This window comes from Streptomyces armeniacus, from assembly GCF_003355155.1.
Lineage (GTDB): Bacteria > Actinomycetota > Actinomycetes > Streptomycetales > Streptomycetaceae > Streptomyces > Streptomyces armeniacus.
Genome location: NZ_CP031320.1, coordinates 5,702,477 through 5,715,105, shown reverse-complemented (window position 1 = coordinate 5,715,105; position 12,629 = coordinate 5,702,477). Strand labels below are relative to the sequence as shown.

13 protein-coding genes are annotated in these 12,629 nt (G+C 70.0%); 6 read left to right on the top strand and 7 right to left on the bottom strand.

All coding sequences use genetic code 11. The annotated features are described in order from the left end of the window. Window positions 1–96 precede the first annotated feature (96 nt). Complete coding sequence (locus DVA86_RS24875) at window positions 97–1,251, bottom strand: C40 family peptidase (RefSeq protein WP_245997091.1); 1,155 nt, start codon at window positions 1,249–1,251, stop codon at window positions 97–99. Window positions 1,252–1,678: 427 nt separating this feature from the next. Here DVA86_RS24875 and pstS point away from each other — a divergent pair, with 427 nt between their 5' ends. The 4 genes from pstS to pstB all read left to right on the top strand — a co-directional run bounded on the left by pstS (window position 1,679) and on the right by pstB (window position 5,953). Further along, a complete protein-coding gene (gene pstS / locus DVA86_RS24870) occupies window positions 1,679–2,803 on the top strand; it encodes a phosphate ABC transporter substrate-binding protein PstS (RefSeq protein WP_208881591.1) in 1,125 nt (374 codons plus the stop codon). A 231-nt stretch (window positions 2,804–3,034) separates the two neighbouring features. After that, entirely contained in the window at window positions 3,035–4,039 is a 1,005-nt protein-coding gene (pstC, locus tag DVA86_RS24865) for a phosphate ABC transporter permease subunit PstC (protein ID WP_208881589.1), read from the top strand. Continuing rightward, on the top strand, window positions 4,036–5,115 hold the full coding sequence (pstA, locus tag DVA86_RS24860; protein WP_208881587.1) for a phosphate ABC transporter permease PstA: 1,080 nt from the start codon (window positions 4,036–4,038) through the stop codon (window positions 5,113–5,115). The genes pstC and pstA overlap by 4 nt, the downstream gene beginning before the upstream one ends. 61 nt (window positions 5,116–5,176) lie before the next feature. Further along, on the top strand, window positions 5,177–5,953 hold the full coding sequence (gene pstB, locus DVA86_RS24855) for a phosphate ABC transporter ATP-binding protein PstB (protein WP_208881586.1): 777 nt from the start codon (window positions 5,177–5,179) through the stop codon (window positions 5,951–5,953). Between the two features lie 369 nt (window positions 5,954–6,322). Here pstB and DVA86_RS24850 read toward each other — a convergent pair whose 3' ends face one another. Together DVA86_RS24850 and DVA86_RS24845 are read right to left on the bottom strand one after the other, a co-directional pair. Then, window positions 6,323–7,315, bottom strand: coding sequence for an inorganic phosphate transporter (locus DVA86_RS24850; RefSeq protein WP_208881584.1), 993 nt, complete (start codon window positions 7,313–7,315; stop codon window positions 6,323–6,325). A gap of 6 nt (window positions 7,316–7,321) precedes the next feature. After that, on the bottom strand, window positions 7,322–7,942 hold the full coding sequence (locus tag DVA86_RS24845) for a DUF47 domain-containing protein (RefSeq protein ID WP_208881582.1): 621 nt from the start codon (window positions 7,940–7,942) through the stop codon (window positions 7,322–7,324). 216 nt (window positions 7,943–8,158) lie between these two features. Here DVA86_RS24845 and DVA86_RS24840 point away from each other — a divergent pair, with 216 nt between their 5' ends. After that, the gene (locus DVA86_RS24840) at window positions 8,159–8,527 is read left to right on the top strand and encodes a metal-sensitive transcriptional regulator (RefSeq protein ID WP_245997088.1); all 369 of its coding nucleotides are present in this window, start codon (window positions 8,159–8,161) and stop codon (window positions 8,525–8,527) included. A gap of 199 nt (window positions 8,528–8,726) precedes the next feature. On the opposite strand, the gene DVA86_RS24835 is transcribed toward DVA86_RS24840, so the two are convergent. Both DVA86_RS24835 and DVA86_RS24830 read right to left on the bottom strand, forming a co-directional pair. Next, entirely contained in the window at window positions 8,727–8,963 is a 237-nt protein-coding gene (locus tag DVA86_RS24835; protein ID WP_245997086.1) for a hypothetical protein, read from the bottom strand. Between the two features lie 116 nt (window positions 8,964–9,079). Beyond that, window positions 9,080–10,009 (bottom strand): SCO4651 family lipoprotein, encoded by a 930-nt coding sequence (locus tag DVA86_RS24830; RefSeq protein WP_208885113.1) that lies wholly within the window; start codon window positions 10,007–10,009, stop codon window positions 9,080–9,082. 115 nt (window positions 10,010–10,124) lie between these two features. Here DVA86_RS24830 and DVA86_RS24825 point away from each other — a divergent pair, with 115 nt between their 5' ends. Further along, window positions 10,125–10,352, top strand: a complete 228-nt coding sequence (locus DVA86_RS24825) for a hypothetical protein (protein WP_208885626.1) — start codon at window positions 10,125–10,127, stop codon at window positions 10,350–10,352. 104 nt (window positions 10,353–10,456) lie between these two features. On the opposite strand, the gene DVA86_RS24820 is transcribed toward DVA86_RS24825, so the two are convergent. Together DVA86_RS24820 and DVA86_RS24815 are read right to left on the bottom strand one after the other, a co-directional pair. After that, a complete protein-coding gene (locus DVA86_RS24820; protein ID WP_208881580.1) occupies window positions 10,457–11,230 on the bottom strand; it encodes a phosphatase PAP2 family protein in 774 nt (257 codons plus the stop codon). A 282-nt stretch (window positions 11,231–11,512) separates the two neighbouring features. After that, window positions 11,513–12,436 (bottom strand): C40 family peptidase, encoded by a 924-nt coding sequence (locus DVA86_RS24815; RefSeq protein ID WP_208881578.1) that lies wholly within the window; start codon window positions 12,434–12,436, stop codon window positions 11,513–11,515. Window positions 12,437–12,629: the final 193 nt, after the last annotated feature.

The window sequence follows — 12,629 nt, the reverse complement described above, 5'->3', positions numbered from 1 at the left end:
ATGCCAGATGTCACGTCCCGTGCGTACGCCCGCCGCGAGCCGCCGCCGGCCGGCCGCCCGGCCGGCCGGCCATCAGTCCTCCGCCGGTCCCCCGTGTCAGCCGCCGTCCGCCGCCGCGTCACCGTCCGGCCGTACGACGCCGAGGATCGGCATCGAGCCCGCGCCCTCCACCGTGATCTGCCGCCCCGTGCGCGGCGCGTGCACCATCGAGCCGTCGCCGACGTACATCCCGACGTGGCTGGCGTCCTTCTTGTAGATGATGAGGTCGCCCGGCCGCATCTCCTTGATCGGCACCTTGGGCAGGGACTTCCACTGCTGCTGCGACGTGCGCGGCGGGGTCTCGCCCGCCGCCTGCCACGCGCGCATCGTGAGTCCTGAGCAGTCGAAGGTCTTCGGGCCCTCGGCGCCCCACTCGTAGTCCTTGCCGACCTGGTCGGTGGCGTACGCGAGCGCGCGCTTGCCCGCCTTCGACGCCTTGCCGCGGATCTCCTCGAGCACGCCGCTCTCGAGCCAGCGGGCCTGGCGCGCGTCCGCGGCGCGCTTCTCCAGCTCGGCCAGCTCCTTGAGCTCGTCCTTCTCCAGCTGCGAGCGCAGCTTCTCGGCCTTCTTGAGGCGGTCCTCGACGGTCTTCTTCGCCTTGGCCTTCTTCTTGCGGTTGCTCTCCAGCCGCTGCCACTGGTCGGCGGCCTCGGCCGCGTACCCGTCGAGCCGGTTGCCGGTGTCGGTGAGCTTGCCGAGGAAGCCGCGGGTGGCCTGCTGGCCCTTGCGTACGAGTCCGGCCTGCCGCATGAACTCCGCCGGGCTGTTGGCCAGGATCAGCTGCGCCTCGTCCGGCATGCCGCCGCCGCGGTACTGGGCGCGGGCCATCGCGCCGGCGCGGTTTTTGAGGGCGTCCATCTTGCCCTTGTTCGCGGAGATCTTACGGTTCAGCGCCGATACGTTTTTCCGCTGCTGCTTGGCCTTCTCCTCCGCCGCGTTGTACTCCTCCGCCGCGGATTCGGCCTTGCTGTGCAGGTCCTCGATCTCCTTGCGGACCTGCTCGAGGCTCTTCTCGCCGGAAGCGCCGGAGCCGCCGGACCCGTCAGAGCCGCCAGAGCCGCCAGGACCGCTCGCGGACGGCTGCGGATCCGGCGCGGGCGGGTCCGCGTACGCGCTCCCCGCCAGCGGCCCGGCCAGTACGCCCAGTACGCACGCCACGGCCAGCGCCACCCGGCTCCCGAGCGCGCGCCCGCCCCGTACGGTCCCGCGCACCGTCCCGCGTACGGAACCCGCCCCGCGTACGGAACCCGCCCCGCGTACAGAACCCCTCGGCTGCCGAGTCACCGGCCGCACCCCCTTTGCCTTCCGGCTCAACTCCCGCTCTGGTCACGTCAGCTGGAGCGGATGCTGCCATGCGGCCGCCGAAACGAACAGGGCGCCATGGCCCGTACGGGCAAGCGGACCGAACGACTCAGGTCTCGGCGAGGTCACGGCGGCTACCGCACTGACCGCCGAGGTTCACTTTGCGTTCACTCTCGGCCATGGGCCGCTTCACCTGTTCTGCCTAATTTCAGCCTTACAGCCCGCGCGCCCACGCCACGAGGCAAGGACCGCGCGACCTAGTGAACGCATACGACGGACTCCCGATCTCTTCGCGCGCCGACCCCACCGGCGGGCCCCAGGAAGGAACTGAACGAAAGTGAAGCTTCAGCGCACGAACCGGCTTCGCGCCCTCGCCGCCGGCGCTCTCGCGGTCTCCGGTGCCCTGGTCCTCACCGCCTGTGGCTCGGACGACAACTCGGGCAGCGGCGACGACGGGTCCAGCAAGGCCGCCAGCAACATCAAGTGCGAGGGCAAGGGCAACCTGCTCGCCTCGGGCTCCAGCGCGCAGAAGAACGCCATGGACGTCTGGGTGAAGAACTACCAGGCCGCCTGCCCCGACACCCAGATCAACTACAAGCCCACCGGCTCCGGCGCGGGCATCCAGGAGTTCCTCCAGGGCAAGACCGCCTTCGCGGGCTCCGACTCGGCGCTCGAGCCGGAAGAGGTCACGCAGTCGAAGAAGGTCTGCAAGAGCGGCCAGGGCATCGACCTGCCGCTCGTCGGCGGCCCGATCGCCGTGACGTACAACGTCTCCGGCGTGGACAACCTCGTGCTGGACGCCGACACCCTCGCCAAGATCTTCGACTCGAAGATCACCAAGTGGGACGACGCGGCCATCAAGAAGCTCAACCCGGACGCCAACCTGCCGTCCACCAAGATCCAGGCGTTCCACCGCTCGGACGACTCCGGTACGACGGACAACTTCACCAAGTACCTCAACAAGGCTGCGCCCAACTCCTGGAAGTACGAGCCCGCCAAGAAGTGGGCCGCCGAGGGCGGCCAGTCCGCGGACGGCTCCTCCGGCATCGCCACGAACGTCAAGCAGAACGACGGTGCGATCGGCTACGCCGAGCTGTCCTACGCCACGGGCAACAACATCCCCACCGTGAAGCTGGACACTGGTGCGGACGCCCCCGTCGAGGCCACCACGGCGAACGCCTCGAAGGCCATCGCCGAGGCCAAGGTCGTCGGCAAGGGCAACGACCTGGCGATGGACCTCAACTACACGACGAAGGCCGCGGGCGCGTACCCGATGGTCCTGGTGACCTACGAGGTCGCCTGCGACAAGGGCAACGACAAGGCGACGCTCGCCGCCACCAAGTCCTTCCTCAAGTACGCCGCCAGCGCGGACGGCCAGAAGGCGCTCGCCGACATCGACTACGCGCCGATGCCCGACGAGATCATCACGAAGGTCCGCCAGACCATCGACAGCCTCGCCTGACACCCGGACCGGCGGTCGCCGACGCCGGCTGGCAACAGCCCGTCGGCGGCCGCCGGTTCCGAGTGACCGAGCGCGTCCCTGAGTTTGGCAGTCCCGACAACTGAAACGTCAGGTTCCGCAGCCGAGCCGCCTCCCCGCGCCGCGCGCCGCGGGACCGACGTGGACCATCCGGTGCACCGCCGCCCGGGACCCCGCCCTGACACGCGGGCCTCCCTCCAGACCGGAGAAACCATGAGTATTGATTCCGCACCCGCTTCGGCCTCGCCGCCACCGCCGACCCCTGTGAGCACCGCCGGCGGCAAGAAGCCGACCCGCCCCGGCGACCGCGTCTTCCTCGGGCTCGCCCGCGGTTCCGGCATCACGCTGCTGGTCATCATGGCCGCCATCGCGGTCTTCCTGACGTGGCAGGCCACGAAGGCCCTCGGCGAGAACGAGGGCAACTTCCTCACGACGTTCGAGTGGGACGTCAACGCCGAGCCGCCGGTCTTCGGCATCGCGGTCCTCGCGTTCGGCACCGTCGTCAGCTCCATCATCGCGATGGTGCTCGCCGTGCCCGTCTCCATCGGCATCGCGCTGTTCATCTCGCACTACGCGCCGCGCAAGCTCGCCACGCCCCTCGCGTACGTGGTGGACCTGCTGGCCGCCGTCCCCTCCATCGTCTACGGCCTGTGGGGCGCGCTCTTCCTGGTGCCGCACCTCACCGGGCTGTACGAGTGGATGGACGAGTACCTCGGCTGGACCGGCATCTTCGAGTACAACGGCGGAGCCGCGCGCTCACTGTTCACCGCGGGCATCCTGCTGGCGATCATGATCCTGCCGGTCGTCACGAACGTTTCCCGCGAGGTCTTCAAACAGTCCCCGAAGATGCAGGAGGAGGCCGCGCTCGCGCTCGGCGCCACGCGCTGGGAGGTCATCCGGATGTCGGTGCTGCCCTTCGGCCGCTCCGGCGTCATCAGCGCGTCCATGCTCGGCCTCGGCCGTGCGCTGGGCGAGACCATGGCCGTGGCCACGGTGCTCTCGCCGAGCTTCCTGATCGCGCCCAGCCTGCTCGACCCGGGCGGCGGCACGTTCGCCCAGAACATCGCGGCCTCCTTCAAGGAGGCCTCCCCGGCGGGCGTCGGGCGTGAGGCGCTCATCGCCTCCGGCCTGGTCCTGTTCGTCATCACGCTGCTGGTCAACGGTCTCGCCCGGCTGATCATCGCGCGCCGCAAGGAGTACTCGGGGGCCAACGCATGACCGACGTCACCCTGGACAAGACGCCCGTCGACGAGGTGCCCGTACCCTCCGCTCCGCTGCGCCAGCCGCGGCTGCCGCGCTGGGCCCCGTTCGGCCTCGCGGTCCTCGCCGCCGCCCTGGGCTGCGGCATCGGACTGGCGGCCGGGCTGGACAGCCGTATCCAGTGGGGCCTGATCGCGGCCGTTCTCTACGTCGCCATCACGTTCAGCCTGACGACCGCCGTCGAGGGCAAGCGCCAGGCCCGGGACCGGCTGGCGACCAGCGTCGTGTGGGTCTGCTTCCTGATCGCGGTCGTGCCGCTGCTCTCCCTCATCTGGGAGACCGTCGCCCGCGGTTCGAAGGTGCTGGACAACACGTTCCTCACGCACTCCATGAACGGCGTGATCACCCTGCAGCCGGGCGGCGGCGCGTACCACGCGCTGATCGGCACCCTCGAGCAGATCGGGCTGGCGAGCCTCCTGGCCGCGCCGATCGGCCTGCTCACGGCGATCTACCTGGTCGAGTACGGGACCGGCAAGCTCGCCAAGGCCATCACGTTCTTCGTCGACGTCATGACGGGCATCCCGTCGATCGTCGCCGGTCTGTTCGTGCTGGCCTTCTGGATCATCTACCTCGACATGGGTTACTCGGGCTTCGCCGGCGCCATGTCCCTCGCGATCCTGATGATGCCCATCGTCGTCCGGTCCACCGAGGAGATGCTCAAGCTGGTGCCGAACGAGCTGCGGGAGGCGTCTCTCGCGCTCGGCGTGCCGAAGTGGCTGACGATCCTCCGGGTCGTGCTGCCCACCGCGATCGGCGGCATCACGACCGGCGTCATGCTGGCCATCGCCCGTATCGCCGGTGAGACCGCGCCCATCCTGCTGCTGGTGTTCGGCGCCTCGTCGATCAACGCGAACCCGTTCGACGGCGCCCAGTCGTCGCTGCCGTACTACGTCTACGAGCAGTGGAAGCTCGGCAACGAGGCGTCGTACGACCGAGCGTGGGGCGCCGCCCTGCTGCTGATCGCGTTCGTCATGGTGCTCAACCTGCTGGCGCGCGGCATCGCCGCCTGGAAGGCACCCAAGTCCGGCCGCTGAGGCCCCCGAGACCCCTGTCTGCTGGGGCCGAACCCCAGACCCCCGAGGAGTGATCCGAACCATGGCCAAGCGCATCGACATCAGCGGCCTATCCGCCTACTACGGCTCGCACCGCGCCATCGACGACATCTCGATGAGCGTCGAGCCCCGCTCCGTCACGGCCTTCATCGGCCCGTCCGGCTGCGGCAAGTCCACCTTCCTGCGCACCCTCAACCGCATGCACGAGGTCACGCCCGGCGGCCGGGTCGAGGGCAAGGTGATGCTGGACAACGAGGACCTGTACGGCTCGGGCGTCGACCCCGTCTCCGTACGCCGCACCATCGGCATGGTCTTCCAGCGCCCCAACCCGTTCCCGACGATGTCCATCTACGACAACGTCGCGGCCGGCCTGAAGCTCAACGGCAAGTACAAGAAGTCCGAGCTGGACGGCGTCGTCGAGAAGTCCCTGCAGGGCGCGAACCTCTGGAACGAGGTCAAGGACCGCCTGAACAAGCCCGGTTCCGGCCTCTCCGGCGGCCAGCAGCAGCGGCTGTGCATCGCCCGCGCGATCGCGGTCGAGCCGCAGGTGCTGCTGATGGACGAGCCCTGCTCGGCGCTCGACCCGATCTCCACGCTGGCAATCGAGGACCTGGTCGGCGAGCTCAAGTCGAAGTACACGATCGTGATCGTCACGCACAACATGCAGCAGGCGGCGCGCGTGTCCGACCGTACGGCCTTCTTCAACCTGGCCGCGGTCGGCCAGCCCGGCAAGCTCATCGAGATCGACGAGACCGAGCGCATCTTCTCCAACCCGGCGGTCCAGGCGACCGAGGACTACATCTCGGGCCGCTTCGGCTGACGTGCTGGTTCTCTCCCGCCGGCGGTGCCGGTGGGGGAGCCGCCTCGCGGTGCTGCATGGCGGTGCCACCGCAAGGCAGGGCCCGCTCCTGGCTCCCGGGGGCGGGCCCACGTCTGTCCCCAAGCCGTCGCTTGAGGACGGGCCGCAGCCACCGCTTCAAGCCCGTCCGGCGATTGAGGACGGCCATCGGCCACGACGGACCGGCAGTGGGCCACAAGCATCGCGACCACGCAACGGCCGGTGGCCGCCCCGGTTCGTCCTCAAACGCCGGGCGGGCTTGGGTGGGTGGCCGCTCAGGGCCGCTCGCGGGAGCGGGACGAGCCGGGCCGGGACGAGCCGGGCCGGGACGAGCCGGGCCGGGCCGGGCGGTCAGGAGACGAGCGTGACCGCCGCGTAGCAGACGGCCGCGACCCCCGCCGCCGCAGGCATCGTGATGAACCACCCCGCCACGATGTTCTTCGCAACTCCCCACCGCACCGCGGAAACCCGCTTCGTCGCGCCCACGCCCATGATCCCCGACGTGATCACGTGCGTCGTCGAGATCGGCGCGTGGAAGAGGAACGACGCCGTGTACATCACGGACGCCGCCGTGGTCTCCGCCGCGAACCCCTGCGGCGGGTCCAGTTCGATGATCCGGCGCCCCAGCGTCCGCATGATGCGCCAGCCCCCCGCGTACGTGCCGAGCGACAGCATCAGCGCGCACGTGATCTTGACCCAGGCCGGGATCTCGTTGTGGTCCTGTACGTCGGCGATGGTCAGGGCCATCACCACGATGCCCATCGTCTTCTGCGCGTCCTGCAGCCCGTGCCCCAGCGCCATCCCGGCCGCGGACACGGTCTGCGCTATGCGGAAACCCCGTTTGGCCTTGTGCGGGTTGGCCTTGCGGAACATCCACATGATCGCGAGCATCACCAGGTAGCCGAGGCCCATGCCCACGATCGGCGACAGGAACATCGGGATGACGATCTTCTCGAGCACGCCCGACCAGTACACCGTGATCCCGCCCGCGAGCGCGGCGCCCACCATGCCGCCGAACAGCGCGTGGCTGGAGGAGGACGGCAGCCCGTAGTACCAGGTGATCAGGTTCCAGACGATGGCACCGACCAGCGCCGAGAAGAGGATCGCCATGCCGCCCGAGCCGTGCGGGGTCTCGATCAGCCCCTCGCTCACGGTCTTGGCGACGCCGCTGCCGAGGAACGCGCCCGCGAGGTTCATCACGGCGGCCATCAGCAGCGCGGCGCGCGGGGTGAGGGCCCGGGTCGAGACGGACGTGGCGATCGCGTTCGCCGAGTCGTGGAAGCCGTTGGTGTACGTGAAGAAGAGCGCGACCCCGATGGTCACGACCAGCGCGAACGTGTCCACTAGCGGTCAGGACTCCTTGACCGCGATGGTCTCGACGGTGTTGGCCACGTGCTCGAACGCGTCCGCGGCCTCTTCCAGCGAGTCCACGATCTGCTTGAGCTTCATGACCTCCATGGCGTCGAACTTGCCGTTGAAGAGGTGCGCCAGCAGCTTCCGGTGGATCTGGTCGGCCTGGTTCTCGAGGCGGTTGACCTCGATCCAGTACTCGGTGAGGTTCTCCATCGTGCGCAGGTGCGGCATGGCTTCGGCGGTGAGTTCGGCCGCCCGCGCCAGCACCTCGATCTGCTGCTCGACCCCCTTGGGCAGCTCCTCGATCTGGTAGAGGACGACGAGGTCGACGGCCTCTTCCATGAAGTCCATGATGTCGTCGAGCGACGAGGCCAGTTTGTAGATGTCCTCGCGGTCGAAGGGCGTGATGAAGGAGGAGTTCAGCTGGTGGAAGATCGCGTGCGTCGCGTCGTCCCCGGCGTGCTCCGCGGCCCGCATCCGCTCCGCGATCTCGGCGCGCGCGGAGGAATCCGCCCCGAGCAGTTCCATCAGCAGCTTGGAGCCGGTCACGATGTTGTCCGCCGACGCGGCGAACATGTCGTAGAAACTCGTCTCCCTTGGGGTCAGACGAAAGCGCACAGGGGTTCCTCGGTGGGCATCGATTTCTCTGGGGGTCGGTCTCGATGATGCTAGGCGCATCATCCGGCCACGGCGAACCGGCGTTCCCCAGTGTCACCCATCGGACGACGGGCTCCACACGGGGCTCCGGAAATTGGGGTATAGTATACCCAGTGGGGGTATACGACCCGCTCTGTTACCGCCTTCTCCTCTCTCCACCCCTTCGGGAGGATCCCCATGACAACGGCCGAGAACACTCCCGTCGCCGCCGTGACGGCCGATCCGAAGACGGCCGAATGTTGCTCTGCTCACGCCGCGACCGGTGAACACGGCTACACGAAGGACAAGGACGCCCACCTCAAACGGCTCCGCCGGATCGAAGGCCAGGTCCGCGGCCTCCAGCGGATGGTCAACGAGGACGTGTACTGCATCGACATACTCACTCAGGTCTCGGCTTCCACCAAGGCACTCCAGTCTTTCGCGCTCCAGCTCCTGGAGGAACACCTGCGGCACTGCGTCGCGCACGCGGCGATCGACGGCGGCAGCGAGATGGACGCCAAGGTCGAGGAGGCCACTGCCGCCATCGCGCGCCTGCTGCGTACGTGACCCGCCTCACGCGTACCCGGCTCACGTGTACCCGGCTCCGGCCTACGGGACACGCCCGTACGGGACTTGCGCGGAGGTGCGTACGGGACATACACCACGTACCCGTACAGAACGGGGCATCGTACAGAGGGCAGGGGACGGCGGCACCGAGCTGAGCACTACGCCGGGCAGCGCACCGGACACCGCGCCGGACACGCGCTCAGCACCGCGCGTGCGGCGGGCACGCGGAGTCGTCGCGTCCGTGTTCCACCACGCGCAGCACCTCGTCGATACGCGCCACGCTGAGCCGTTCCTCGCCCGCCAGCTCCGCCGCCGCGGCCGCGATCATCAACTCACCGCACAGCTCGATCTCGGCGAGGGCGACATGGTCCTGGACCGCACTGCTCCGTGATCCGCGGGAGTTGCCGGGCACAGACCCTGATACCGGTACAGGCACACGCACCACCTCCTCGTGCTCCGAGGCGCCGGAACGCCGGATTCCCAGAGTAGGTAGGGGCGCACCCTCCGCGCATGGCACTTCCGAACCATTTCGGGACTGCCCGTACCGCCCGCCTACGGTGCGGCGATCTTCCCGGTGTAGATGTCCTCCGGAGCCGGCATCGCGACGTCCACCGGAGCACCGAAGCCGAACATCCCGGTGGTGGACGTCACCGTGGTGTCCGAGCCGTGCCCGCTGCCGCCGCCACCGTTGCCGTCGCCGGCGGCACCGAACGTGAACCGGTGCTGCACCTTCCTGAGGCGCGCCTGCCCATCGAGGAAGGCGTCAAACGACACGGTGTCCTCGGCGAATCCGCGCGCGGCCGCGGCCAGTTGCTCGCGTGCCGCGCCCGTCGCCGCGCGCGCCGCCGCACCCAGGTCCGTGACCCCGCTGTAGTGCCGGACGACGGCGCCGTCCATGCGTTCCGTACCGACGTAGCTCAACTCGCGGGCGCCGCGCAGCAGTTCGGCGGCGGTCAGCGGGTCGGTGGCACCGCTGGTGACCAGGTTCCCGTCAGGCAGCGTCGTGGTGTCCACGCGCACCCACTTGTCGGCGGGCACGCCGGCGCCGCGGTTCTTCATGTACAGCGCGCCCGGCGTGATCAGCTGCGTGATCGGCTTCCCGGTCGGCGCGCCGGACGGCTCCTGCGGGCGCGACACCTCGAGACGGCCGGTCCTGCGGCCGTAGTCGAAGCCGCCCGTGCCCCGGATCGTGACCCGGGTGCCGCCGCTGGCCATGCGTACGGAGGTCCGCGTACGGGAGGTGCCCGCGCGCTCCAGCGCGTCGGCGGCGCCGCGTACGGCCGCCAGCGGGTCGCGTTCCGGCTTGCCGTCCGCGGTGGCCGAGTCGGCGGCGTTGTCGGCGTCGCCGGCGCCGTCGGGGCCGTCCGTGGCGGCGCCGGTCGTCGCGCAGCCGGTGACCACGACCGTACAGACGAGTGCGGCACCCACCCCGGCAGCGGCGGCCGCAGCCGCACCCCTACGCCCGTGCCGTCCCGCGACCATGTGTCTGCCGACCCCCACAACCCGTCCTCGTAACTCGCTCCGCTTCCGCTAACGAGGACCCGCGGCAGCCGTCACGCTCTCCTTCGCGCCCCCGCCCTGGCAGTACGGTGGACGGGTGCGCCCTGAGAACAGCACGAGCGGCATGGCATTCCGGTCCGGCACCGGCCCGGCCGCCCAAGGACCCGAGGCGACGGCGGCGCAGGACGAGGCCGCCCACGACACGACCACCGTGGAGCACGGCGCGTTCTCGCACGCGCGCTGCGGGTGCGGCTGGCGGGGTCCGGCCCGGCGCTCCAGGGACCGCGCGCGGTCGGACGCGACGGCGCACAGGGGCACGGTGTAGGGCGCGGGGGCACGGCGGGAGCGCGGGGCGGCGCGGCCTGCGCGGGCCCGCGCCGCCGGGCGCTGCACCCGTTAGGCCCTTACGCCGTTACGCCCTTACGCCCGTTACGCCGCCAGGTCGCCGTCGTACGGCTTGCCGGCGCCCGCACGCTCGTCGCCCGGGTCCGACGCGGGCTCGCCCTCGCCGCTGCCGCCAGTGCCGCCCGTACGGGCACCCGTACCGTCCGCGCCGCCGTCGGCCGCGACCGCGGCGACGCCTGCCGCAGGGGCCCACACGAGGCCGCCCACGCGGGCCGAGCCCGCGACCGTCCGCACCAGCGGGGTCAGCAGCCACAGCGCGACGGGCGCGAGCAGCAGGGCCGCCGCCGTGCCGAGCGCGAGCCCGCCGATGACGTCCGTGGGGTAGTGCACGCCCATGTACACGCGGCAGAAGCCCTCGAGGAGCGCCAGCGCGAGGCCGACCAGGCCGAACCGGCGGTTCACCATGAAGAGTCCGACGGCGAGCGCCATCGCGAGCGTCGCGTGGTCGCTCACGAACGAGAAGTCGTTCTTCCCGGTCGCCAGCACCTCCAGCCCCTTGTGCTCGCGGAACGGGCGCGGCCGCTCCACCAGTCCGCGCACCGGGATGTTCACCAGCACCGCGATGCCCGCCGCGAGCGGTCCCCAGATCAGCGCGGCCATCGACGTGACGGCCGTCTCACGGTCGGCGCTGCGCCGCCGTACGGACCACCAGGCCCAGCAGGCGACGAGGACGAGCGCGGCGAGGATGCCGTACTCGCCGATGTGACCCGCCGCACGGTCCGCCCACGCCGGTGCGTCCTTGGCGAGCCCGTTGATGTCATAGAGCAGGTCGACGTCGGGGTTGTCCCATCCAGCCATCGCGGTACGGCCCCTTCACTCCTAGTCGAACTGCGCTGCCGATCCCCGTACCCCCGTGGTCGTGATTACGGAATGCCCATTCCGCACGAGAGAACGCCCGGCACCCCGCCAGACGTTCCTGTCTCCACCGAAAGATCACCCTGACGTTATCGAAGGGAGACCCATCCGCGCAGCTCAGGGCCTGCGCCTCACAGAGAGTTCACAATCCTTTGCGACTTCTGTCGGTTGTGCTTCGGCTCGGCGGCGGCCGGGTCGCGGCCGCGCGGCACGAACCGGTGCCCGTCAGTCCGCCGTCGGCCGTGTCGCCCCGAAGTAGTCCGGGGAGTCGATCGGGTCGAAGCGGATCTTCGCGCCCGTGTACGGCGCGTCGATCATCTGACCGTCGCCTACGTAGATCCCGACGTGGTGGATCGACGCGGGGTCGTTCAGGTCGTGTGCGAAGAAGACCAGGTCGCCCGGGAGGAGTTCGTCGCGCCCCGGGTGCGGGCCGGTGTTCCACTGCGCGCTGGCGAGGCGCGGCAGCTCGATGCCCACGGCCTTGTACGCCGCCTTGGACAGCCCGGAGCAGTCGAACCGGCCGCCGTCCTCGGGCGTACCGTCGCCGCCCCACAGATACGGCGTGCCGAGCTTCTCCTGCGCGTAGTTGATGGCGCCGGCGGCCTGCTTGGACGGGTCGACGCGGCCCTTGTTCGCGGCGAAGCTCTTCTCGAGCTTCTGGATCACCTGCACGTAGTTCTGCGTCTCCGAGTACGGCGGGACGCCCTGGTACTGGATCACGCGGTACGCGCCCGCGTTGTACGCCGCGAGCATGTTCTCCGTCGGATTGCCGGGCACGTCCCCGACGTAGTCCGCCAGCTCGCAGTCGTACGAGGCGGCGGACGGGATCGCGTCCTTCGGGTCCCAGACGTCCCTGTCGCCGTCCTTGTCGCCGTCTATCCCGTGCGTCGCCCACGTGCCCGGGATGAACTGCGCGATGCCCTGCGCCTCGGCGGGGCTCTGCGCGTCCGGGCGCCAGCCGCTCTCCTGGTACAGCTGCGCGGCCAGCAGCGCCGGGCTGATCTCCGGGCACAACTGCCCCCACTTGCGCACCAGATCCTGGTACGCGGCGGGCACGGTGCCCTTCGCCAGTCCGGTCGGGCGTCCGCCGCCCCCGCCACCCATGATCGAGGAGGCGGCCACATACGTGCCCACGACAAGCAGTGCCATGAGCCCCGACAACACCGCGGCCCCGGCCCCGACTCCCACCCACACCTTCCGCACGTCTCAACCATCCCCCAGATAGCCCGTGATGTCACAAGACAGCGGTAGAGTCATAGGAGTGCGCGGGGCGACCGCGCCGGGCGTCCCTGACGTCAAGTCACACCAAAACCAACATTCCGAGCGGGGCGGTGAGTTACGC